The organism is Micromonospora sp. MH33 (genome assembly GCF_003013775.1).
Classification (GTDB): Bacteria; Actinomycetota; Actinomycetes; order Mycobacteriales; family Micromonosporaceae; genus Micromonospora; species Micromonospora fulviviridis.
This window is the reverse complement of sequence record NZ_MUYZ01000084.1, coordinates 1-22,288: the sequence shown is the minus strand read 5'-3', so window position 1 is coordinate 22,288 and position 22,288 is coordinate 1. Positions and strand designations below refer to the sequence as shown.

The 22,288-nt window shown below is 71.4% G+C and carries 15 protein-coding genes and 1 pseudogene; 9 read left to right on the top strand and 7 right to left on the bottom strand.

Annotation, left to right across the window (positions count from 1 at the left end):
- Window positions 1-3,727, bottom strand: a 3,727-nt coding sequence (locus tag B0E53_RS15510) for an FkbM family methyltransferase (RefSeq protein ID WP_146167679.1), incomplete at its 3' end; no start/stop codon positions are given.
- 140 nt (window positions 3,728-3,867) lie between these two features.
- On the opposite strand from B0E53_RS15510, the gene B0E53_RS15505 reads away from it, so the two are divergent.
- The 5 genes from B0E53_RS15505 (at window position 3,868) to B0E53_RS15485 (ending at window position 8,496) form a co-directional block, all read left to right on the top strand.
- Window positions 3,868-4,350 (top strand): XRE family transcriptional regulator, encoded by a 483-nt coding sequence (locus B0E53_RS15505; protein WP_246835419.1) that lies wholly within the window; start codon window positions 3,868-3,870, stop codon window positions 4,348-4,350.
- Between the two features lie 93 nt (window positions 4,351-4,443).
- Window positions 4,444-5,163, top strand: a complete 720-nt coding sequence (locus B0E53_RS15500; protein ID WP_107076714.1) for a protein phosphatase 2C domain-containing protein — start codon at window positions 4,444-4,446, stop codon at window positions 5,161-5,163.
- A 51-nt stretch (window positions 5,164-5,214) separates the two neighbouring features.
- A complete protein-coding gene (locus B0E53_RS15495) occupies window positions 5,215-6,414 on the top strand; it encodes a GNAT family N-acetyltransferase (protein WP_107076713.1) in 1,200 nt (399 codons plus the stop codon).
- Window positions 6,415-6,453: 39 nt separating this feature from the next.
- Window positions 6,454-7,203: a ZIP family metal transporter gene (locus B0E53_RS15490; protein WP_107076712.1), complete on the top strand. Its 750-nt coding sequence runs from the start codon at window positions 6,454-6,456 to the stop codon at window positions 7,201-7,203.
- A gap of 102 nt (window positions 7,204-7,305) precedes the next feature.
- Complete coding sequence (locus B0E53_RS15485; protein WP_168215328.1) at window positions 7,306-8,496, top strand: hypothetical protein; 1,191 nt, start codon at window positions 7,306-7,308, stop codon at window positions 8,494-8,496.
- Here the strand turns inward: B0E53_RS15485 and B0E53_RS15480 are convergent.
- The 4 genes from B0E53_RS15480 to B0E53_RS15465 form a co-directional block, all read right to left on the bottom strand.
- Window positions 8,490-9,572, bottom strand: coding sequence for an NAD-dependent epimerase/dehydratase family protein (locus tag B0E53_RS15480; RefSeq protein ID WP_107076711.1), 1,083 nt, complete (start codon window positions 9,570-9,572; stop codon window positions 8,490-8,492). The genes B0E53_RS15485 and B0E53_RS15480 overlap by 7 nt on opposite strands.
- 36 nt (window positions 9,573-9,608) lie before the next feature.
- Complete coding sequence (locus B0E53_RS15475) at window positions 9,609-9,908, bottom strand: hypothetical protein (RefSeq protein ID WP_107076710.1); 300 nt, start codon at window positions 9,906-9,908, stop codon at window positions 9,609-9,611.
- A 636-nt stretch (window positions 9,909-10,544) separates the two neighbouring features.
- Entirely contained in the window at window positions 10,545-11,582 is a 1,038-nt protein-coding gene (locus B0E53_RS15470; RefSeq protein WP_107076709.1) for a hypothetical protein, read from the bottom strand.
- Window positions 11,582-12,787, bottom strand: coding sequence for a DUF3696 domain-containing protein (locus B0E53_RS15465; RefSeq protein WP_107076708.1), 1,206 nt, complete (start codon window positions 12,785-12,787; stop codon window positions 11,582-11,584). Before B0E53_RS15465 ends, B0E53_RS15470 begins: the two co-directional genes overlap by 1 nt.
- 221 nt (window positions 12,788-13,008) lie before the next feature.
- Between B0E53_RS15465 and B0E53_RS40400 the strand changes: the two are divergent.
- Window positions 13,009-13,197, top strand: a pseudogene (locus B0E53_RS40400) (hypothetical protein); the annotation flags it as partial.
- A gap of 628 nt (window positions 13,198-13,825) precedes the next feature.
- Entirely contained in the window at window positions 13,826-14,194 is a 369-nt protein-coding gene (locus tag B0E53_RS39375) for a tyrosine-type recombinase/integrase (RefSeq protein ID WP_246835420.1), read from the top strand.
- Window positions 14,195-14,239: 45 nt separating this feature from the next.
- Here B0E53_RS39375 and B0E53_RS15450 read toward each other — a convergent pair whose 3' ends face one another.
- Both B0E53_RS15450 and B0E53_RS15445 read right to left on the bottom strand, forming a co-directional pair.
- The gene (locus B0E53_RS15450) at window positions 14,240-17,530 is read right to left on the bottom strand and encodes a DUF87 domain-containing protein (RefSeq protein WP_107076707.1); all 3,291 of its coding nucleotides are present in this window, start codon (window positions 17,528-17,530) and stop codon (window positions 14,240-14,242) included.
- The gene (locus B0E53_RS15445) at window positions 17,527-18,198 is read right to left on the bottom strand and encodes a hypothetical protein (RefSeq protein ID WP_107076706.1); all 672 of its coding nucleotides are present in this window, start codon (window positions 18,196-18,198) and stop codon (window positions 17,527-17,529) included. Before B0E53_RS15445 ends, B0E53_RS15450 begins: the two co-directional genes overlap by 4 nt.
- A gap of 373 nt (window positions 18,199-18,571) precedes the next feature.
- On the opposite strand from B0E53_RS15445, the gene B0E53_RS15440 reads away from it, so the two are divergent.
- Window positions 18,572-18,901: a CU044_2847 family protein gene (locus B0E53_RS15440; RefSeq protein WP_107076705.1), complete on the top strand. Its 330-nt coding sequence runs from the start codon at window positions 18,572-18,574 to the stop codon at window positions 18,899-18,901.
- A gap of 15 nt (window positions 18,902-18,916) precedes the next feature.
- The gene (locus B0E53_RS15435; protein ID WP_107076704.1) at window positions 18,917-22,237 is read left to right on the top strand and encodes a trypsin-like peptidase domain-containing protein; all 3,321 of its coding nucleotides are present in this window, start codon (window positions 18,917-18,919) and stop codon (window positions 22,235-22,237) included.
- The last annotated feature ends 51 nt before the right edge of the window (window positions 22,238-22,288 follow it).

The following is a 22,288-nucleotide window of genomic DNA, read 5'->3' as shown; positions in this document are numbered from 1 at the left end:
CGTCGCCGCCGGGCACCGGCCCGGCGGTGGCGACGGGCGGCAGCGGCGCGGTCGGGTCGGCGGCCAGCAGCCGGCGGAAGCCGTCGGCGAAGGCGTCCACCCGCTCCGCGGGGACGTGCCGGTGGTCGTACTGGACGGTGAGGGCGAGCCGGCCGGTGTCGGCGGCCAGTTCGGCGTCGACGGCGAGGCTGAACGCCACGTCCACGGTGATGCCCCGGCTGTCCACGATGCGGCTGCCGCCGGCGGCCGGGTCGCTCGGGAAGTGGGTCCAGTTGAAGAAGTGGTCGAAGCGGGGGCCGGCCCCGCCGGCGCGGACGATCTCGGCGAGCGGGAACCGGTGGTGCCCCATCAGCTCCCGTTCGGCCCGCCACACCTCGGCGGCCAGCTCGGCCGGGGACCGGGTGCCCAGCGTGACGCTCACCGGCACGGTGTTGAGGAACAGCCCGAGGGTGGCGTCGCTGCCCTCGCCCTCCGGCCGGCCGCCGACCACCAGGCCGCTGACCACGTCGTCCCGCCCGGCGAGTTCGCCGACCAGCCGCAGGTGCACGGCGAGCAGCCAGGACTTGACCGGCACCCCGACGGCCCGGGCCGCCCCGGTCACCCGGTCGGTCGTGTCGGCCCGCAGCGGCACCCGCTGGGTGGTGGTGGTCCGTGGTTGCGCCCCGCCGAGCAGCAGCGGCGGCACCGCGCCGGCGCCGTCCAGCCAGAACCGGCGGGCGGCCGGGTCGGCCAGGGCCTGCCGTTCCGCCGCCACGTACTCGCGGAACGGCAGCCCGGGGTCGGCCGGACGGGGTTCCCCGGCCCGCTCCCCGTCGTACGCGGCGAGCAGGTCGGTGAGGAAGCGGTGCAGGCTCCAGCCGTCGAGGATGCCGTGGTACTCGGCGACGATCAGGGTGAACCCGTCGGCGTCCTCCCGGACGGCGTGCAGCCGCAGCAGCGGAGGGCGTGCCCAGTCGAAGGGGCGTACCCGCTCCTGGGCGACGAGGTCGTCGATCCGCGCCCGGCGGGCCTGCGGGTCGGCGCCGGCCAGGTCGGTCACCGGCACCTCGACCGGCACGTCCGCGTGCACCAGCTGCAACGGCTCGGTGTACGCGCCCAGCGCGAACCCGGTCCGCAGCACCGGATGGGCGGCCACCAGACCGGCCAGCGCGCGGCGCAGCGCCGCCGCGTCCAGCGGCGCGGCGACCCGGTGCGCGGTGACGTTGTGGTACATGGCCGGGTCGCCGGTCAGCTCGCCGTGGTAGACCATGCCCTGCTGGAGGACGGTCATCGGGTACGCGTCGGCGAGCCCGTCGGGCAGCCGCTCCCGGTCGACGTCGGCCACCAGGGCGAACCGCCCGGTCTCCGGCGCGGCGGACCGGGTCTCGACGCCGTCCACGGTGAGCTGCCCGTGCTCGACCAGCTCCCGGATCGTCTGGTACGTGAAGATGTCGTTGAGCTGGAAGGACAGTCCGCGCTTCTGCGCCGCCACCTGCATCTGGATGCTGCGGATGGAGTCGCCGCCGAGGGCGAAGAAGCTGTCCGTCACCCCGAAGTCCGCCACCCCGAGCACCTCGCGCCACGCCTCGACCAGGATCTCCTCGGCCCGGTTGCCCGGTGTCACCGCCGCGCCGCCGCCCGGCCGGTCGAGCCGGGGCGCCGGCAGCGCCGCCCGGTCGAGCTTGCCGTTGCGGGTCAGCGGCAGCTCGTCGAGGAGCACCACCGCGGCCGGGAGCAGGTGGGCGGGGAGCCGCTCGGCGAGCCAGCCGGTCAGCCGCTCCGCCAGCGGGCCGGCCGCCGGCGCGGCCGGTGTGGCCACCGCCGGGCGCGGGTCGGCGGCGTACCCGGGGCGCACGGCGTGCAGGGTGTGCCGGTCGGTGCCGGCGAGCAGGTCGTCCTGGCGGGTGACCACGGTGAAGCCGCGGGCCTCGAAGAACGCGACCAGCTCGGCCAGCCGGCCGGCCGTGTCGGTGCCCGGCGCGTCGTGCACCTCCATGGCGACCTGCGCGATCAGCGGCCAGTGCCGGTCTTCGAGGCCGGCCAGCACGTCCGCCTCGGCGCGCTGCACGTCGATCTTCAGCAGGTCGATCCCGGTGGGGGCCAGCTCGTCGAGGACGGCCGAGAGCGGCCGGACCGGCACGGTGAGCCGCTGGCCGGCGAAGCGTTCGGCGAGCAGTTCGTCGACCCGGTCGAGCAGGACGTCCCGCTCGTCCGCGCCGGCGTCCCGCTCATTGGTCAGGTACCGCTTGATCACCGCCACCTCGGCGTCCGGGTCGGCGTACGCGGCGTGGCCGGACATCATCGAGTAGCCCGGGTAGTAGGTGAAGGACACCTCCCCGGCCGCCCGCGACAGCCCGAACCCGTGCACCGTGGCCGGTACGCCGAACTCGGCGACGTTGCGCCGCAGCAGGTCGACCACCGACGGCACCGGCTCGAACGCGTGGATCGTGGCGTCCGGGCAGACGCTGTGGACGAAGAGCGAGAACATGCCGATGTTCGCGCCCACGTCGAGCACGGTCGCCCCGGGCCGCAGCACGATGCCGTCGCGCAGGTAGACCTGCTGGACGAAGATCTCGTCGTACAGGTAGCGGGTCTCGTGCGGGTTGACCCCGGCGATCCGGTCCACGTCGACGGCCGCGGCGGCCCGGCCGGGCCGGACGTAGGCGACGAGCCGGTCGCCGTACCCGTCGTCGTCGCGGGCGACCACGGCGGCGTCGGCGACCTCGGGGTGCCCGCGCAGGACGGCGGCGACCTCGCCCGGCTCCACCCGGAAACCGTGGATCTTCACCTGGTCGTCGAGGCGGCCCAGGTAGCGCAGCCGCCGGTCGGCGTCGAAGCGGACCCGGTCGCCGGTCCGGTACACCCGTTCCGTGCCACCGGAGGGCAGGGCCATCTCGATGAAGCGCCGCGCCGTGGCCTCCGGGTCGCCCAGGTAGCCGTCGGCGAGCTGCGGGCCGCTGACGCAGAGTTCCCCGGCCACTCCCGGCGGCACCGGCCGCAGCCGCTCGTCGAGCACCCGGACCGCGACGCCGGGCAGCGGCCGGCCGATGGTCGGGGGGTCACCGGCGCGGATCTCCGCCGCGCTGGTGTCCACCGTGCACTCGGTCGGGCCGTACAGGTTGACCGCACGGACGCCGGGCAGCGCCGCCACCGTCTCCCACAGGTCCGGCGGGACCGCCTCGCCGCCGAGCAGCAGCAGGCCGGGCAGCCGGGTCTCCCCGGCGCCGGCGAGCAGGATGCGGAGCTGGGAGGGGGTCAGGTCGAGCACGTCGACGCCGTGGTCGGCCAGCGCGGCGGCGAGCGCCGCCCCGTCCCGGCGGACCTCCTCGGGCACCAGGTAGAGGCCGCGACCGTGGCCGAGCTGCACGAGCTGTTTCACCGAGGCGTCGAACGTGAGCGGGGCGTTCACCGCGACCCGCAGCCCGGGGCGGCTGCCCGCGTACACGGTCTGTTCCAACGCCTCGGCGAGGTGCGCGGCGGCGCCGTGCGACACCCGCACGGGCCGGGGCGTGCCGGTGGAGCCCGAGGTGAAGATCACGTACGCCGGGTCGGCCGGGGCGGGGCCGGCGGGCGGCGGCCCGCCGGCGGCGACCAGGTCGTCCACGGTCACGGTCGCCGGGTCGCCGGCGCCGACCACGAGCTCCGCGCCGACCGCCCGGAGCCCGGCGAGCACGACCGTGAACGAGCTGGCGAAGCCGACCAGTGCGGTCACCACGCCGGCCAGCACGGGTTGCAGTCGACCGGCCATGCTCTCCCCCTCACCCGCCGTTCCGTTTACGGAACGGACCGATGTAGCACGATAGCCCCATGGCAGCTGCCCCACCAGCCGGTGACCGGAGCGCGGAAGCCGTCGGCCGGCGGATCCGCGCCCTCCGCGAGGAGCGGGGGATGTCCCTGTCCACGCTCGCCCGGCTTGCCGGCGTCGGGAAGGCCACCCTCTCCGGGCTGGAGAACGGCACCCGCAACCCCACCCTGGAGACCCTGTACGCGATCACCGCCCAGCTCGGCGTGCCGCTCACCGCCGTGCTCTCCGGGCCGGCGGAGACGCCGACCGTACGCGGCGCCGCGGTGGGGGCCACCCTGCTGGAGGTCTTCAGCGACACCAACGCCACCTACGAGCTGTACCGGATGCGGGTCAGCCCCGGCCCCGCGCAGCTCTCCCCCGCGCACCAGGCCGGCGTCACCGAACACGTCACCGTCTTCTCCGGCGTGCTCCGCGCCGGCCCGGTGGACGCCCCGCTGACCGCCGGCCCGGGCGAATACCTGCGCTGGGCCTCCGACGTGCCGCACAGCTACGCCGCCGTCGGCGACGAGGTGGTCCGGGCGAGCCTGCTCCTGCGCTATCCCCGAGTGGCCACAGTGGACTGTTGATACATACCCCGTGTGCAAGCCCGTGACATTTCTTCCAGCAGACCCAGCAGTGCGTAGAGACGCGGGGCGGGTGTTCTTGGCAAGCTTGTCCCCATGACGCTCATCCTCCGCTCGGCCATCCTGAACGACGTCGGCCTCGTCCGGACCAACAACGAGGACTCCGCCCTCGCCGGCGACCGCCTGGTGGCGGTGGCCGACGGCATGGGTGGCCTCCCCGCCGGCGAGGTGGCCAGCGAGATCGTCATCCGCATCCTGGACGAGCTGACCCCGCCGACCGTGGCGGACGAGGCCGCCGACGCCCTGCGCGCCGTGGTGAGCACCGCGAACCAGCGCATCCGCGCCGCCATCACGGTCGACCCGACGCGCGACGGAATGGGCACCACGCTGACCGCCGGCCTGCTCGCCGGCGACACCCTGGTCCTCGCACAGGTCGGCGACTCCCGCTGCTACCTGCTGCGGGACAACGAGCTGAGCCAGCTCACCCGGGACGACACGTTCGTGCAGGCGCTGGTCGACCAGGGGGCGCTCTCCCCCGACCAGGCCCGCCACCACCCGCAGCGCTCGCTGGTCACCCGGGCGGTGCAGGGCTCGGACGCGCCACCGGCCGTCGGGGTGCTCACCGTCTTCGCCGGCGACCGGCTGCTGCTGTGCAGCGACGGCCTCTCCGACTACGTGGAGGACGCCGCCATCGCCTCGGCGCTGGCCACCTACGGCGACCGGCAGCAGTGCGGCGAGCAACTGGTGAAGCTCGCCCACCAGGCCGGCGCGCCGGACAACGTCACCGTGGTGGTCTCCGACGTCACCGAGGCCTGAGCCCGCCCGATTCCGGTTGCGCCACCCGGTGGCTCGGGTTGGGATGAACGGATGCGCATTCGCCGGTTGGCCGCCGAAGAACGCCTCACCACCAGCTTCCCGCTCCAGGCGTACGCCTTCGAGACATCGCCGATGGCGGCGTCGCGGACCGAGGAGTTCCGCGAGTACCTGCCGTACAACGCGGGCAACCGGACGCTGGTGGTGGAAGAGGACGGGGTCACCACGGCCGCCGTCTCCGCGGTCCCGATGCGGCAGAACCTGCGCGGGGCCGTGCTGCCGATGGCCGGCGTCGCCGGGGTGGCCACCCACCCGCTGGCCCGCCGGCGCGGGCACGTGCGGACGCTGCTGCACCGGCTCCTCGACGAACTGCGGGACGAGGGGCACCAACTGACCGCGCTCTACCCGTTCCGCGCCTCGTTCTACGAGCGCTTCGGCTACGTCGGGCTGCCCCGCCGGCGTACCGCGGTCTTCGCCCCGGCGGACCTGGCCCCGCTGCTCCGCGCCGAACTGCCCGGCGAGGTGGTCTGGGAGCGGGTCGGCGCCGGCTACGACCGGTGGCGGGCGTACACCGAACGCTGCCTGCGCGAGCGGCACGGGTTCGCGATCTTCCCGGACTTCCGGGCGGTCGGGCTGCGCGACCGGGACGACCGCTGGCTGCTCACCGCCGTCCGGGACGGCGAGACGGTCGGCGCGGTCACCTACCGGATCGACGACCACGGCGGCACGCTGATCGCCGACGACCTGCTGGCCGGCGACCCGTACGCCCGGGCGTCGCTGCTCCAGTTCTTCGCCCGCCACGTCGACCAGGTGGAGCGGATCAGCGTCGAGCTGCCCGCCGACGAGCTGCCCGAGCTGTGGCTCACCGACCTCGCCGTGCACGTCGAGGCACGGGTGGCCCGGCCCGGCTCGTCCGCCCCGATGGCCCGGCTGCTCAGCCTGGACGCGCTCGCCGACCAGCCGGTCGGCACCGGCCGGGTCGTCGTCGAGCTGGTCGGCGACCGCTGGCTGGCCGGCACCCACCTGCTCGACGGCGCCACCGGCACCCTGGAGGTGCTCCCCGGGGACGCCGCCGCGGCGGGCAGCGTGCCGGCCGCGCGGCTCACCGCCGCCGGGCTCTCCGCCCTGGCGTACGGGGTGCTCGACCCGGCCGAGGTGGCCGTGCGCGGGCTCGGTGAGGTGCCGGTGGACGCCGCCGCCGAGCTGCGCCGGATCTTCCCGCGGGAGCTGCCCTACCTGTTCGCCGACTTCTGAGCCCGTTTCCGATTTCGGCCCGGGGGTAGGGTCCTGCGCGTGCCGGAGTGGTTGCAAGCGGGATTCTGGGGACTGTTGGCCGGGTCGGCCCTGCTGATCGGGGCGCTCGTCGGGTTCTTCGCGCGGGTGCCGCGCCGGGTGATCGCCTCGGTCATGGCGTTCGGCGCGGGGGTGCTGCTCTCCGCGGTCTCGTTCGAGCTGATCGCCGAGGCGCACGAGCAGGGTGGGCTGAAGCCGGTGGTGATCGGCGCCACGGTCGGCGCGCTCGCGTACACCGGGGCGAACATCCTGCTGGCCCGGCGCGGGGCGCGGCACCGCAAGCGCTCCGGCGACGAGCAGCCCTCCGAGCAGGAACAGCCCGGCTCGGGCACCGCCATCGCGGTGGGCGCGCTGCTGGACGGCGTACCGGAGTCGGTGGTGATCGGTGCGAGCCTGCTGGCCGGCGGCCCGGTCAGCCTGGTCACGGTGCTCGCGGTCTTCCTCAGCAACGTGCCGGAGGGGTTGTCCAGCGCGGCCGGCATGCGCCAGGCGGGCCGCAGCCGGCGCTACGTCTTCCTGCTCTGGACGGCCATCGCCCTGGTCTCCGGCGCGGCGGCGCTGGCCGGCTACACGCTGCTCGGCGGCGCCCCGCCCGAGGTGCTCGCCACCATCACGGCGCTCGCGGCCGGCGCGATCCTCGCGATGATCACCGACACCATGGTCCCGGAGGCGTTCGAGGACGCCCACCTGCTGGTCGGCCTGATCACCGTGCTCGGCTTCCTGGTCGCGTTCGCGCTGTCCCACGCCTGACCCGGCTCGGCGGGGATCCTGCGGCCGGCGGGTGGCTTAGCCCCGGGTTAAGGATTTCGCGCCGGGTCGTGCCGGGGCGGCGCGCGCTCCTAGCATCGTCCGGTGCGCGTGAAGTCCGCTGTCGCCCTCCTCGTCCTCGGTGTCGCCACCGCGACCCTGCCCGCCTGCGGAGGTGACCACCCGACGGGCTCGCCCGCGCCGGTCGCGGCCACCGGCACCGCCGCCGGCCCGACGCCGCCCCCGACCGGCGGCCCGAGCGCCCGCTCCGGCCTCGGCAGCGCCAAGCCCAGCGCCGCCCCGTCGACGGTGTCGTTCCGGGCCGGCAACCCGGACGGGCACGCCGCCGTGCCGGCCGAGGCGCGGGCGGTGGACACCTCGCACCCGACCCGTACCGTCGGCACCGGCACCCCGGCGAGCTGCACCTCGGAGGCCGTGGTGAAGGCCGTGACGGCCGGCGGGATCATCACCTTCGACTGCGGCCCGGCCCCGGTGACCATCCGGATGAAGGCGACCGCGAAGGTGGTCAACTCACACGGCCCCCGGATGCTGGACGGCGGCGGCAAGGTCACCCTGAGCGGCGGCGGCCAGCGCCGGATCCTCTACCAGAACACCTGCGACCAGGCCCAGGGCTGGACCACCTCGCACTGCCAGAACCAGGACCACCCGCAGCTCACCGTGCAGAACCTGACCTTCGCCGACGGCAACTCCACCGGCGACCGGACCGAGGGTGGCGGGGGCGGCGCGATCTTCGTACGCGGCGGGCGGTTCAAGGTGGTCAACACGCGCTTCGTGGACAACCGCTGCGACCGGACCGGCCAGGACCTGGGCGGCGCGGCGCTGCGGGTGCTCAGCCAGTACGAGAACCGGCCGGTCTACGTGGTGAACAGCAGCTTCACCGGCGGCATCTGCGCGAACGGAGCGGCGACCAGCAGCATCGGCGTCTCCTGGACCGTGCTGAACAGCGTCTTCCGCGACAACCGGGCGGTCGGCAGCGGCGCGAACCCGGCCCGCTCCGGCACTCCTGGCGGCGGCAGCGGCGGCGCGATCTACTGCGACGGCAACGAGTTCACCGTCCGCGTCGCCGGAACCATCATCGAGAACAACACGGCCAACGAGGGCGGCGGCGCCATCTTCTTCGTCAGCAACAACCGCACCGGCACCCTGAAGATCGAAACCTCGACCCTCCGCCGCAACCCCAGCAAAGGCTTCGAGACGAAGGGCTACCCCGGCATCTTCTTCCTCGGCGCCCACCCACCCACGGTCACGGGCTCCCGCCTCACCGGGCCTCAGTAGGGGTTGGGGTGGCCGGGGAGGCGGGCCTTCAGGAGCGCGGTGGGGCGGCCGGGGAGCATCCGGTCCGCCGACATCGGTGGGGAGGTGGTGCCGGTGCGGCTCGACATGCCCTCGAACAGCTCCTTCAGGGCCGTGACGCTGTCGAACTCTGGGGTCCAACCCAGCTCCCGCTCGGCGCGCTCGCTCGACATGAGCGGGGCGTTCAGCGCCAGGTCGACCCAGCCGGTGTCGACCGGTTGCAGGCGGGCCCGCCAGGTCAGCGCCGCCGCCGCTCGCAGCACCGGGGTGGCCACCGGCACCGTCCAGCCGTGGAAGTGCCGGGCCACCAGCTCCGGGGTCAGCACCGGGTCCGCGGCGACGTTGAAGGCGCCGCGGGCGTCACCCAGCACCGCCCGGGCGTACGCGTCGGCCACGTCGTCGGCGTGCACCGCCTGCATGCGCAGCCGCCGGTTCGTCGGCACCAGCGGGATCCGGCCGTACCGCAGCAGCCGCACCGGCGCCAGCGGGCCGAGGAAGTAGCGCCGGATCTCCGTGCCGGCGTCCCGCTGGAAGGTCAGCCCCGGGCGCAGCCGCACCACCCGCAGCTCCGGGCGCTCCCGCTGCACACCGTCCAGCAGCGCCTCCACCTCGGCCTTGTCCCGGCTGTACGACGACGTCTCCACCCCGGTCGCCGGCCAGTTCTCGCTCACCGGATGGTCCTTCGGGCCGGGCGCGTAGGTGCCGACCGACGAGGCGTACACCAGGGCGGGCACGCCGGCCCGGACGGCGGCCTCGATCACCGCGCGGCTGCCGCCGACGTTGGTCCGGTGCAGGGTGCGCTGGTCGTGGCTGGGCTGAATCTGCCAGGCCAGGTGCACCACGGCCCGCGCCCCGGCGAAGGCCGCCGCCAGCTTCTCGACCGCGCCCGCCGCCCCCACGTCGCAGGAGTGCCACTCCACCCTGTCGTACGGTTCACCGGCGTCCGGCCCGGGCAACCGGCGGGCCACCCCGACCAGCTCCGCCCCGGACTCCCGCCGCAGCCGGCGCAGCAACGCCGTCCCCACGTTGCCGGTCGCCCCCACGATCACGATGCGCATACCGGTGCCGTACCCGCTGAAGCGGACAGCAACCGCTCACGGACGGGGGTTCGTACGCGCCCAGCCCTTCTCCCCTTCGCGGCGGCCCTGCGTGGCGGCCAGGCAGCGCGGGCAGACGTAGCCCTCCGGATCGGCCTCGGTGAGCACGTCGGTGGCCGAGTAGTCGAACGGCACGTCCGGGAAGCGGCGCAGCCGGGTACGGCTCAGCTGGAGCCCGCAGACCGTCTGGTTCTGGCCCGGCAACCAGGCGTGCACCTCGCCACCGGGCCGGCGTACGCCGTCGTCCCCGGCCACCTCGCTGGACGCCGCCACCGCGGCGGTACTGCTGACCCTCATACGTGTCCCGGTTCCCCACCGGGGCACCGTCATGCCCCGTCGGCCGCAGGTGCGGCGCCAGCTCGGCGACGTGGCAGGGTCCGGGCGGCTCGGACAACGCCAGGTCGAGCCGGTGGCGAGTCTGAAGATCGACAGGTGGCGGGTTCCGGTAGCCTGGGCGGACGGGCCGCTAGCTCAATGGCAGAGCTGTGGACTTTTAATCCATAGGTGTCGCCGATCGGCAGCGGAAGTCGTCGAGCCAACCTCCGGTTTTACCTGCGGTTTTGCGCCCGTCGAGAGGGATGTTGCCATCCTATATGGACCGCAGCGCCTCGTGGGCCGCTCGCCTGTTCGTAGTGGATTTGGACGGCAGTAGCCCTGAAGCAGACCAGCGGATTAAGAGTTCAGTCGCAGCCGTCCCACACGGCCTCTCCGCGTCGCATGCGTCCACAGAGTTCGGCATCCGTCCCAGCTTAGCGAGGCACGGCGCACCATACGTCGCAGCAGCCGGTGTTCGTCCACGGCGCGCGAGCACCCACCGAGCACCCCCAAACCGGTCTCGTCGTCACCTTAATGCGACCGCCGCCTGCTTCGGCCAACCATCGAAACCATACCGAACCTGCCCCTTGCGTCGTCGTACACCCGCGAGAGGCGAAGCTACCGATAGACGACCGCCTCGGTATGGGGCAGAGCGAGCGCCCGCTGCTCCCTCGCCTCCACTTCCCGGATGGCGCGCGGGCTCCAGCGGTACTGCCAGTTCAAGCCATCCTGGTCCCGGATAGCGCTCTCTCGGAGCCGGTCGAATCCGGCCCCAAGCATCAACGCGGCACCGGTGCTGAATCGGATGTGTCGATCGTGCGGGAAGTCGACAACCCTGGCAGGCGAAGCCAGCGTCACCGTCACCTTGGCAAGGCGGCCAGCGCCCGTCGGGGCCCAGACGGCTTTGAGCGCATCCGCCGTGCTCGTCGCAGTCATCGCCGGATACTCCCCTGGGTTCCATGCGCCGACCAGCCTGACTTCCGCCCCCGAGTCCGCCACGGAGTCGATGCGCTGCAGCAGCCAGCTCAAGTGCTCACCCCGCCAGCGCCTGGTCCAGTACTTTCCGGCATCCAGGTCCCACAACGACTTAAAGAGGTAACGGTCGACGATCGTGACCTGCCGAGCCCCGGTAGCCAGCGGTTCCAGGACATCACTCCAGAACCGCTCGCGGTCACTGCCGTAGGCCGCTGTCGCGTCCTCGGCCAGACTCCGGATCCGCCGGATAACACGGCAGTCGTCCAAGGTCGCCGCGGTCGCCACCTCAGGGCGGTGGCCGGCGTCAGCGGCCGCGCCCAGTACCTCGCCCACTTCCGCCGCGACGACCGCGACGTCCGTGGCCGCCCACCAATGCAGGCGGAGGTCGTCGAGGGCCCTGATCGACGCGAGCGCGGGTGCGTCCGGCTTCCGCACAGTGATTCGGTTGGTCTTCCGGAGGTGCGTCAGGACCTCGATCCACCGGTTCCGCGCGTCCTGGGGCAGCGCCGCTCCCTGGCGGATCGCCGCGACGAGTTCGCTGGCCTCCTGATTGCTGCCGAACACGAGCCGTCCGTGCACCGCGACGCCCTCAGCGGCAGCACGGTGGACAAGGTTCGCTACCGGGTTCGACAGACCGCTGGTGTCCAGGGCGTTCGCGGCGATGGCGATCCAGGCATGCATCAGAAGTCACCGAACAGTTCGTCCAAGCGCTCGTCGAAGAACCCGTGCGGCCAGTCGTCGAGAAAGTCACCTTTGTCGTCCAGGCGAAGCCAACGCGCGCTTGTCCGGCCCTGCTCGTCCTGGTCCACGTAGACGACCGAGACGTGTGCCGGATCGAGAAGGCCCTCCCGGATCCTCCGCTGGGTACGCAGGATCAGGTGCTCGCTGTGGGTCTCCACGATCAGCTGATTGCCCCGACCGCCGGCCCGCGTCGCTTCGATGAACAGATCCGCGAGCCGTGCCTGCAGGCGAGGATGCAGATGGGTTTCCGGCTGTTCGACCAGGATAATCGACTCCCGCTGCGCAAGCGACTCCACGATGACCGGCAGGATCTGGCTGATACCGAACCCAACGTCCGCCGGAGTGACGTCGACCCGCGATCGACGATCAGTAAGCACGATCGCCACCAGGTCCCCGACGACGTTTACCCCGCCTCCGGTGCTCAGCGGGATGACCTTCAGCGAGTACGGCACCTCCATCCGCTCCAGCCACTCGTTGACCTGGTCCACCGCGCTGGCGTGGTCGAGCAGGAACATCGCGACGTGCCGCCCGTCGCCGAGGGCTGCGGCCTGCGACGACCGGTCGTAGAACCGCCGCGGTGCCGAGCGAAGTGGGCCCAGCCAGACCACGCTGTCCAGTAGTTGCCGGACCTCGGTGGAAATGCCTCCGGCAAGCCGCGCCAAACGGCCGGCGTGTGCCTGCAGGCGGCTTCGCTCGACTTCGTCCAGCCCCGCCACGACCGGCCAGTCCAGCAACGGCTCCGGCGCGGGGAGCAGACCATCGCCGCACAGCGCCAGTTCATGCACGTTCCGCTCGCGCAGACGGCGGACGACCCGTTCGGCTTCGAACCGGCGGTCTCGGTTCCCGGTCTCGAAGGGGTAGAGCAGTCCTCCGTCGGCGATGCCCTTCAGCACCGCTGCCACGTCGTCGATGTCGGCAACAAGACGGTCGCTGGTCTTGCTGTCGTCCGCCCGGAAGGAGAGCTCGAGGTCGTCGAAGCGGAACTCTGTGGCGCGCAAAGTACCCCGGCCGCCGTCATCGCCAAAAGTCCAATGGACCTCCCGGAGCAGAGCGGGATCGGCGGTGCCGTCCGGCGGTATCCACGACGGGAGGGCGCCGTAGGTGAAGCCGAGTCCAACCCTCTCGCCGGTATGCCGATGAACCACACCGGCGAAGCCGCCGACATCAGTGACGGTCCCTGAGTAACGACCCTGTGGTTGCCGATCGACTGCTTCAGCAGCAGCAGTGATTGGAGGATGCTCGACTTGCCAGCGGAGTTCGCCCCGTATATGAGAGTGAGCGGCGCGAGCGGAATCCGGGTGTCGGCGCCGAAGGACTTGAAATTCGTGAGCCGCACCTGTGTGAGCAGGCTCCGCTCCGGCGTGGGGTGCGTAACGGCTTCCTCAGGCGGTTCGGCGAGGTATGCCTGCGGAACGTTCCGCGCCGGACTACCGGCCACCGTCACCACCACCGTCGGCGAGTATCTCGAGTCGTGGCTGGCGTCGCGCGCAATCTGCGCAGCGTCCAACCCAACACCCTGCTCGCCTACGAGTCACACATCCGCACCCACCTGATCCCCCACCTCGGCGCCATCCCGCTGGTCAAGCTGCGGGTGGAGCACATCGAGGCCATGTTCACCGCGATCGCCGACTGCTCCACCGCGATCGAGATCGCCCGGCAGAGCGACAAGCCGTGGATCCGTGCCACGGTCCGCGGCCAACGCACCACCAGGCCGGCCAGCATGCACCGCATCCGCGCCACGCTGCGTAAAGCCCTCAACGACGCCATCCGCCGCGGCAACCATCGGCTCATCGACTTCAACCCCGCCGCCCACATCGAGCTGCCCTCCGGCGTACGCCCCAAGGCCCGCGTCTGGACCGCCAACGCCGTCCAACGGTGGCGCGACACCGGCGAGCGCCCCAGCCCCGTCATGGTGTGGACACCGCAGCAGGCCGGCGCGTTCCTCGACCACGCCGAAGAGCACGACATCGCCCTCTACCCGCTGTTCACGCTAATCCTGCACTGGGGCCTGCGCCGAGGCGAAGCCGTCGGGCTCACCGACACCGCCGTCGACCTCGACAACTCTCTGATCCACGTCACCCAACAGATGGCCACCCACGGCTACACACCCGTGATCAAGAAGGTCAAGTCCGAGTCCGGCAACCGGATCATGGCCCTGGCCAGCATCACCCGGACCGTCCTGCGTGCCCACCACACCCGGCGCGCCCAGTGGAAACTCGCCGCCGGCCCAGCCTGGCCCGACACCGGGCTGTTCTTCGTCCAAACCGACGGAACAGCCCTGGCACCCCAACGCCGTCACCGACCGCTTCGAGAACCTCGTCCGCGACGCCGGACTACCCCCGATCCGACTGCACGACCTGCGGCACTGCGCCGCCACCTACCTCAAAGCCGCCGGCGCCGACCTCAAGGACATCCAGGAACTCCTCGGCCACTCCTCCGCCGCCATGACCGACGTCTACACCTCGGTGATCGCCGAACTCGACGTCGAGCGCGCCAAGGCCGAAGCCGCCGCGAAGCTGCTCCCCCGCCGGCGGAGGAAAGGGGCCGCGTAGCCGAGCCGTCCGGCGGGTAGTAGTAGTTCCGAACTGACAGCGGCGTCACGATACGGCCCGCTGAACGACTTCTTCGGTCGTCAGCGGGCTCCGTGGATGGTGGCTCAGGCACATCAGGGCCTGCATTTTGACGAAGCGGCTGCCTTCCACACCGGCGTAGAACTGGCCGGTCCGCATCTTGCCGACGTCCGGCACGTCGGTGCCCTTCGCCCGGGCCACGTCTCGAGCCGCCTCGATCTGGACCGGCGCGGTTAGGAGTCCGAAGAACTGGGTGGCGGCGTTGCCAGGGATCTGATTGTGCAGCGCCTTCGGCGCCTGGGTGGCGAAGACCAAGGCCAGTCCGTATTTGCGGGCTTGTGAGGTCAGCGCCAAGGTGCTCTCCGTGCAGGCGGTCACCGCGCCCGATGGGGCCATGGTCTGGGCCTCGTCCATCACAAAGAGCCCGCCCAGCGGCCTGTCGCCGGCCGGATGGCGCTTGATCCAGGTGAACAGGGCAAGCTGCAACTGGTTCACGAAGCTCTGGCGCTGGTGCTCCTCAGGCAGCCCGACGAAGCTGATCACCGACACCCGTGCTCGCCGGCCAGGCCGCGGGGTGAGCAACTCGCCGGGATCGACGGGGGTACCGATGCCACCGAGCAGTGGATCGTCGATAAGTGCGGCCTTGAGAAGCTGCGCCATGCCCGCCCCCAGCCTGGGCGCCCCGTCTAGCTGGCTAACACCGTCCGGCAGGTCGTTGAGCACCTCGGCGAACTCGCGCAGATCGTTCGCCCCGGTACGGGCGTAGCTGACCAGCGCCTCGCGCAACACGGCACGGCCGAGGCGAGCCTTGTCCGTGCCGCCGTTGACCCGGGCGTGCGGGGCGAGAGCGGCAACGGCGGCGTTCACTGCGGCGGTGAACCCGTCGGGGTCGTCGAGCACGTCGGCGAAGTTCGGCAACGGCTGGAAGGCCAACGGCCGGCCACTCTGCCGCCCTGGCGTCCAGATCACGACGTCCGTCTCGGACAGGTACACCTCAGCCCGGCGGGTGTCGTCCGGCCCCCACCCGTCGGGCGGTACTGGCCATGCCTCACCGAGCCGGGCGAGGTCGTTGTTCGGGTCGAGGACGATCGCCGATACCCCCCGCAGCGCGCATTCCTCGATGAGCCGGCGGATCAAGACGGTCTTGCCGGAGCCGGACCCGGCGAAGATCACCGTGTGCCGTCGCAGTGCCTCCAGATCGATCCGCAGGGCGTCCGGGCGCCCGGCGACCGTGCCGAGAGTCAGGAAAGCAGGGTCGATCCCGGCGATTGGCTGGGCGACGACACGCGGTACCAGCACCTCAGGTGAATCAATCGATCGGGCTGCCGATTCGGCGAGTCCTGCAGATGCCGTGTCCGTCTTCCGCCCCACGATGGGCGCTGACGGGGGCGCCTGCGGCTCGACCGCCGGAGGGGCGTCTGGAACGGCTACCGGTCGCGGTGCCGGCGCGGGTGCGTCGTGCCCTCTGCCCAACGCCTCCCGCAGGCAGGTGATGTCCGAAGCGGGTCGTCGGTCGGCGAACCAGGGCCGCAGCGTCTCCAGCCCGTAGTGCTGAATGAGCTGTTCCAGGGCGGTCAACCGGCGGATGTCCGCGGCGGAGAAGGAAAGCGTGCGGCCGCCGGCCCGCTCGAACGCCGCCAGCACCTCGCGGGTACGAGCACCGGTCGACCAGTCTGCAGTGCGCAGCAGGAAGAGTCGCCGCTTGGCGACCCCCTCAGTAAGCCCGGCGGCGGTGACGGCATTGCGGATCCGGTTGAGAGCGGCGATGTGGTGCGATGCGGAGACCGCCCGGAATGACCAGTGCTCCTCGTCCTCGCTCTGCTCGTCAAGGCTGCGCCGCAGCCGCGCGTGCAGGGCCGGCTTGCCGCCGACCGAGAGCGAATCGAGGCTGAAGGACTCGACGGCCGTTCCTTGCTCGGCTATCCACGCGGTCAGGCCGGCCTGGAGCAGCGGCGGAACCCGGACGTCCTCGGACTGCTGACGTGCGGCGGGCTCGGGGTCGGCGCTGGCGACCAAATCGGCGTAACGGGCGTCAATCCTGCGAAACTTGTCGCTCACGCCGTCGGGCGCGGTCGTGCGGAGCACCGGCGGCGATTCGGTCACGACAGCGACGGGGCCGGCGGTTGGATGCAGCAGGTGTCGGAGTTCGGTCACCTCGTCGCCGGCCAGGCAGTTCCGGACGTGCGTGTCGATGCGGCGGAGCAGTTCGCGGGGGGTGAAGCCGACGACCTCGTCGAGCGCGGACCGATGGATCGGCCAGGTCGGGTAAGGCGGCTGGAACCCCAGCCCGTCGAAGATCATCGCGAATCGTTTCTCGACCAGTTCCCGTCCGACCTCCGTGGAGGGGATCTCCTTTAGCGGGGCGGCCTCTCGGAACCGGTCCTGGACCGTGTCGGTGGCCTGTTCCTTAACGTTTCGCCAGGTCTGCGGCAAGCACGACACCACGGAAAGCGACCGGCGGGTAGTTTCCCGCAAGGCCATCAGCCCACTGGCGACCTGTTCCAACAGCAACGACGTCTGCCAGTCCGTCTCACCCCGGATCTCCTGGTTGGTCGCCTTGACGGACTGGGCGACCATCAGGTCGATCTGGTCGACCGCGATCACCGCCGGCCCCACCATGGCCAGCAGCCGCGACACCTCCCGGACCACCTCCTGCGGGGCGCGCCGGTTACGCCGCAGCCCCCACTCGGCCCGGGTGCCTGGTTCCTCCTCGTCGGCGGAGCACAGGAAGTCGTAGCCGACGTCCTGCGTGGCCGATGGCTCGGCGGCATAGAGCACGAGGGCCCGCGCCGTGTCCTGACACTCGGTGCCGATCTGACGGTTCGCCTTGCGGATCAGATCGACGAAGGCATCGAGGGCGCTCCGGCTCAGTTCGGTGTCGCCCGTGACGGCCCGGCGCACCGCCCGCGGAGCGCCGACCAGGTCGGCCAGCCGGCGCAGGAATGTCCGCAGCTGCGTCGTTTCATCGGGCATGGGCCTGATGAGATCGGCCAGGATTGACATGGCTGTGCTGTGCCAGAAGGCGCGGGCTTCCAGCAGTGCGACCAGGAAGAAGAACCCGCCGCGTTGGTGCACCTGCTGGCGTACGGTGCCGAGCAGGTGGGTCTTGCCGGTACCCCGTTGGCCCAGGACGGCGACACCCACCGGGCTGGAGTCGGCGCTGCCGTCCGCCTCCGAAAAGCTGTCCAGCACGGTTTTGACGACGTCGCGGTGCAGGCCGTCGACGTGGAACGGGGCGGACTTCCACACGTCGTCCGGTGTCGGAGCCCAGTTAAACCTGAGCGCCGCCAGGGCCCGCCGCTCCTCGTCGGTCATCATGACGAGATGGCAATGAGGTGCTTGTCCTGGTTACCGATGCTCACCGCGGCGGCCCGCTCCTCCGCCCTGAGTACTTTCTGGTTCGACTCCGGCACCAGGTGTACGTTCCGATCCCGGTTCAGCTCGACCAGCGCGGCGTCGACCTCCGCACGGGACAGCTCGCCGAGTGCCGAGCGCAGGTCGGAGAGCATGACGTAGTCACCGAGGGCGGTGGCAAGCTTCTGGTAGGCCTGCCGTACCAATGTGACCGGGTCGGCCTGGCGATCGCGCGTCAGGTCGGATGCCGTCGACTTGGTCCCGGCCGACAGGACGGCGTTGCTGTTGATTTCCAACCGGAACAGATCGTCCGCACGGACGCCCGCATGGTCAACGAGCCGGCGCAGGAAGTCCAGCGCGACATAGAGCGTCCCACCGGAGGTGCCAGCGCCCTTCGGGGGCTCGGCTCCCATCTCCTCGGCGGCCCGGGCCCATCCCTCGTCGGTCAACGCGAGGGTAATCGGCTTCTCGGTCACCTCGATCATTTTGAGCGACAGCAGGCGGCGCCGATGATCGGCCTTCAGGCCGATGCCGGCCACATTGGTGAAATACGTCTGCGGCAGTGGTGTCGCCTTGATCATGAGCGTGATGAGAATGCACCGCTCAACCAGCGTCAGTTCTTTTTCCGACATGCGGATGCTCCTCTGCGGCACGCACGTCTTCGCCACGTGGGGGTGATGACCGAAGACTCGAAGGGTGGCCGTGCTTCCGGCAACGGGCAGCCCGTGCCCGGGCCGATTCTGCCGAGGGCGCGCAGCAAGCGCAAGGTCACGTCCTACGCAGCAGAAAGCCGACAGTACGCAAAAGTAGATCTTCAACGGTCCTGCTCGGAGCACTCCAACTCAAACACCCGTACGGGGCCAGATTGCCTGATTGGGTGTTGGCCCGTTGCCAAGGATCAGCGGCACGAGGCAGCATGGTCGATCTGCGGAAGATAGGACGGCCGCTTTGGCTTAAGACCTCTTCCGCGCCCTTTTCCAGGTAGGCCCGGCCACGGAGGCGACCGTGCAGTCTGAGGTAGTCCGTTACCAGGTCGACGACAAGACGGTCGCGCTCATCGAGGTGGATCCCCCGGCCGGCTTCCAACCCGCCGGGATCGGCGACGTCGCCGGTTGGGTGCGTGAATCCACCGCACCGGCGGTCGCGGCCGCGAAGGAACTACTGGAACAGGTAAAGACGGTCGCTCCGGACGCCATCGAGGTCAAGTTCGGAGTCAAGGCGACCGGCACCGCGAACTGGGTGGTCGCCAAGGCGACCGGCGAGGCGAACTTCGAGGTCACTCTTCACTGGCGTGCGGCCGGCTCTCCCGAGGACGACCCGAAGTTGCGGCGTTGACGGACGTGATGTTCAGTGACCGCGGTCCCTGACGGCAGCCCCTGGGCGGTCGCGCTCCATCGGGGAAATCAGCACACGCCGGCCGGCACCGGCATAGTTGTCGACACGAATCTCGTCCTCACCTGCCACCACGTTGCATTCACGGCCGACGGCAGCCTCCACGAGGACCTTTCGGTCTCCTTTCCCCGTGCACCGAAGGTCACATACTTCGACCGGCGCAAGGTTCGTCAGTGCCTGCACGACGGCATGCAGGCCGCGCACGTCGATCTGGTACTGCTCGAACTCGTCGATCCGGTACCGGCCACCGTCACTCCGGCCCGGCTGCGCTGCCTGGAGCCGAGGTCACTGATCGACCGTCCCTTCTGGGCGTACGGCTATCCCTCGGGGATAACCGGGGGTACCCCGGCCAACGGCACCGTCACCGACATCGGCGGCTGGGGCCTCGTCATGATCGACAGTGGCGCGGGCGGCGCGCTGAGCAAGGGCTTCAGCGGCGGAGCTGTCTGGTCGCCGGAGTACGAGGCCGTGGTCGGCGTCGTCGTCTCCGCCGACGGGCAGGGCAAGGGGCAGGCGGTGACGCTGCACCACGCCCACGAGCAGATACCCGAGATGAAGCTGATGGCCCTGTCGGCGTGGCGGGTCGAGGACGCCGACGACACCGCGCTCTCCGCCTGGGGCTGGACGCTGAGCGCCGACGGTGAAGCCGGTCGCCACTGGCTCCCCCGGGCCCGGGGCGTGGCGGTGGACACCGAGGGCGGTGCCCGGTTCCGCGGCCGGGCGACCGCCCTACGACAGCTGGTGGATTGGATCGACGGGCCCACGCCGACGGGCCGGCCCCTGATCGTCACCGGGTCGCCCGGCGTGGGAAAGTCCGCCGTCCTCGGCCGGATCGTCACCACGGCCGACCGGAAGATCCGCGCCTGCCTACCGGCGGACGACGTCGCCGTCCGAGCCACGCCCGACTCGGTGTCCTGCGCCGTGCACGCCAAGGGCAAGACCGCCCTCGAGGTGGCGGCCGAGATCGCCCGCGCGGTCGCGGTCGACCTGCCCGGTACGCCGGCCGACCTGATCCCGACGGTACGCGAGCGGATGGAGCGACGGCCCGCCCGCTTCGCGCTCGTCGTCGACGCCCTCGACGAGGCTGCCGACCCGGGCCAGGCACGGCAGATCGTCGACGACATCCTCCAGCCGTTGGCACGCGACTGCGGCCGGTACGGGGCCCGGGTGGTGGTCGGCACCCGACGCTCCGACGACCGGGGCAATCTGATCACCTGCTTTGGTGCCGACGTGGAGTTGATCGATCTGGACACACCGGAATACTTCGCCGAGTCTGACCTCGTCAACTACGCCCAGGCGACCCTGCGGCTGCTTGGTTCCGAGCGTCCCGCCAACCCGTATGCCGATCCCGCGGCCGCCGCCCCACTCGCCCGGCGGATCGCTGTCCTGGCCAGGGGCAACTTCCTCGTCGCCGGCCTCGTCGCCAGGGCACACGCCCTGCGGGACAACGAGCCCGTCGATCCGGCCACGGTGTCGTTTACCGCGACCGTGGCCCACGCACTGGACGCGTACCTCTCCGGGCTGCCAGCGGCCGGCTCGACCTCCGCCCGGTTGGCACTGACCGCCCTGGCGTACGCCGAGACGCCGGGACTGCCGCTGTCTCTGTGGCAGGCCGCCGTGACGGCTCTCGGCGGAACCGTCACCGAGGCTCAACTCGGCAGCTTCGCCCGTACCTCGGCGGCGAACTTCCTCGTCGAGACCGGCGGCGGAGCACAGCCCGCGTACCGGCTGTTCCACCAGGCCCTCAACGACGCGTTGCTGGCCGACCGGGACGTACGGGCGTCCCGCCGTGACGACCAGCGCCGGCTGGTGTCGGCGTGGATCGCCCCGGCCCGTATCGCGGGATGGGACACCGCCCCCGACTACCTGCTGCGGTGGTTGCCGCAGCACGCTGACCGGGCCGGGCTCGTCGAGCATCTGCTGGCCGACGAGGACTACCTGCGGCACGCGCACCTGGACCGGTTGCTCACCATCGTCGACGCCGAGCACACACTGATGACGCCGATGGCGCGGGCTCGCGCCAGACTGCTCCAGTGCACGCCGCTGGCGGTGGCCGCAGGCCCGGCCGAGAGGGCGGCGCTCTTCTCGGTCGTCGACTGCCTCTACGGCCTGGACAGCGGGATCCTGGCCGACGCCGCCCCGTACCGTGCGCGCTGGGCGCACACCCCGCCCCGGCAGGAACGCAGTGTGCTCGACGGGCATTCGCAGGCCGTCTACGACGTCGCCGCCATCGAGATCGACAACCGGCGGCTGCTTGCCTCCGTCGGTGACGACGGCACCGTACGGCTCTGGGACCCGCTGACGAACCAGGCCGAGCGGGTCTTCACCTGCCACGACGACACGATCCGGAGCGTGTGCGCCGTCCGGACCGGCAACGGCGAGACACTGATCGCAACCGCGAGCCACGACGGCACGCTGGGGCTGTGGGATCCGCGGAGCGGCCACCGCCGGCATGAGCTGCGCGGACACCGCGACTGGGTCCGCAACGTCTGTGCCATCCCGCTGCCCGGAGGCGACCTGCTCGCCTCGGCCGGCGACGACCGCACGGTACGGGTGTGGGACCCAGCCACCGGAGCCCAACGTCACAAGCTGATCGGGCACACCGGCTGGGTGACGGCCGTGGCGTACGTGCCGGCCGGCCGGCACCTCCTCGCCTCCACCGGGTACGACGGCGTGATCCGGATCTGGGACCTAGCCGCCGACAACCGGCCGGCGCTGGTCCTCACCGGCCACACCGGCTGGGTCACCACCCTCTGCGCGGTCGAGACGCCCGAGGGCACACTGCTCGCCTCGGCGGGCTACGACGGCACCGTCCGGCTATGGAACCCGTTGACCGGTCGGCCGGTCCAGGTTCTGGAGACCGGTGGACCGATAACCGATCTCTGCACCGTTGAGGCGGAGGGCGGGCGCCTGCTGGCGTCCACCGGTGAGGACGGGCTCATCAGGTTGTGGGAGGTGCCGGCCTGGACGAGCCGACCGAGCCTACGGGGACACGCGGCCTGGATCCGCGCGGTGTGCGAGTTGCGCTCCGCCAAGAACCGGCTGCTGGCCACCGCCGGTGACGACGGGACGGTCCGGTTGTGGGACCCGGCCGGCGGCCAGCCGGACACCGTCGCCGAACAGGACCGGTTCGGACCGGTGAAGGCGGTCTGCCCGGTACCTGCCGGACGGCCGGCGGTGGCCGCGGGCGGCGCCGACGGCCAAGTCCGCTTCTGGGACGCCAACACTGGTGAGCGGTTGTTGGAGTTCCAGAGAGCAATAGTCAAGACTTGTGGATGAGAAATCTTGATCAGGCGGCTGCGGCGTCGGAGGTGACGGGTTCGGTCGTGG

Coding starts and splice junctions, on each gene's coding strand:
- B0E53_RS15505 (WP_246835419.1), top strand. CDS start 3,868: ATGTCCCTGTCCACGCTCGCCCGGCTTGCCGGCGTCGGGAAGGCCACC.
- B0E53_RS15500 (WP_107076714.1), top strand. CDS start 4,444: ATGACGCTCATCCTCCGCTCGGCCATCCTGAACGACGTCGGCCTCGTC.
- B0E53_RS15495 (WP_107076713.1), top strand. CDS start 5,215: ATGCGCATTCGCCGGTTGGCCGCCGAAGAACGCCTCACCACCAGCTTC.
- B0E53_RS15480 (WP_107076711.1), bottom strand. CDS start 9,572: ATGCGCATCGTGATCGTGGGGGCGACCGGCAACGTGGGGACGGCGTTG.
- B0E53_RS15475 (WP_107076710.1), bottom strand. CDS start 9,908: ATGAGGGTCAGCAGTACCGCCGCGGTGGCGGCGTCCAGCGAGGTGGCC.
- B0E53_RS15470 (WP_107076709.1), bottom strand. CDS start 11,582: ATGCATGCCTGGATCGCCATCGCCGCGAACGCCCTGGACACCAGCGGT.
- B0E53_RS15450 (WP_107076707.1), bottom strand. CDS start 17,530: ATGATGACCGACGAGGAGCGGCGGGCCCTGGCGGCGCTCAGGTTTAAC.
- B0E53_RS15445 (WP_107076706.1), bottom strand. CDS start 18,198: ATGTCGGAAAAAGAACTGACGCTGGTTGAGCGGTGCATTCTCATCACG.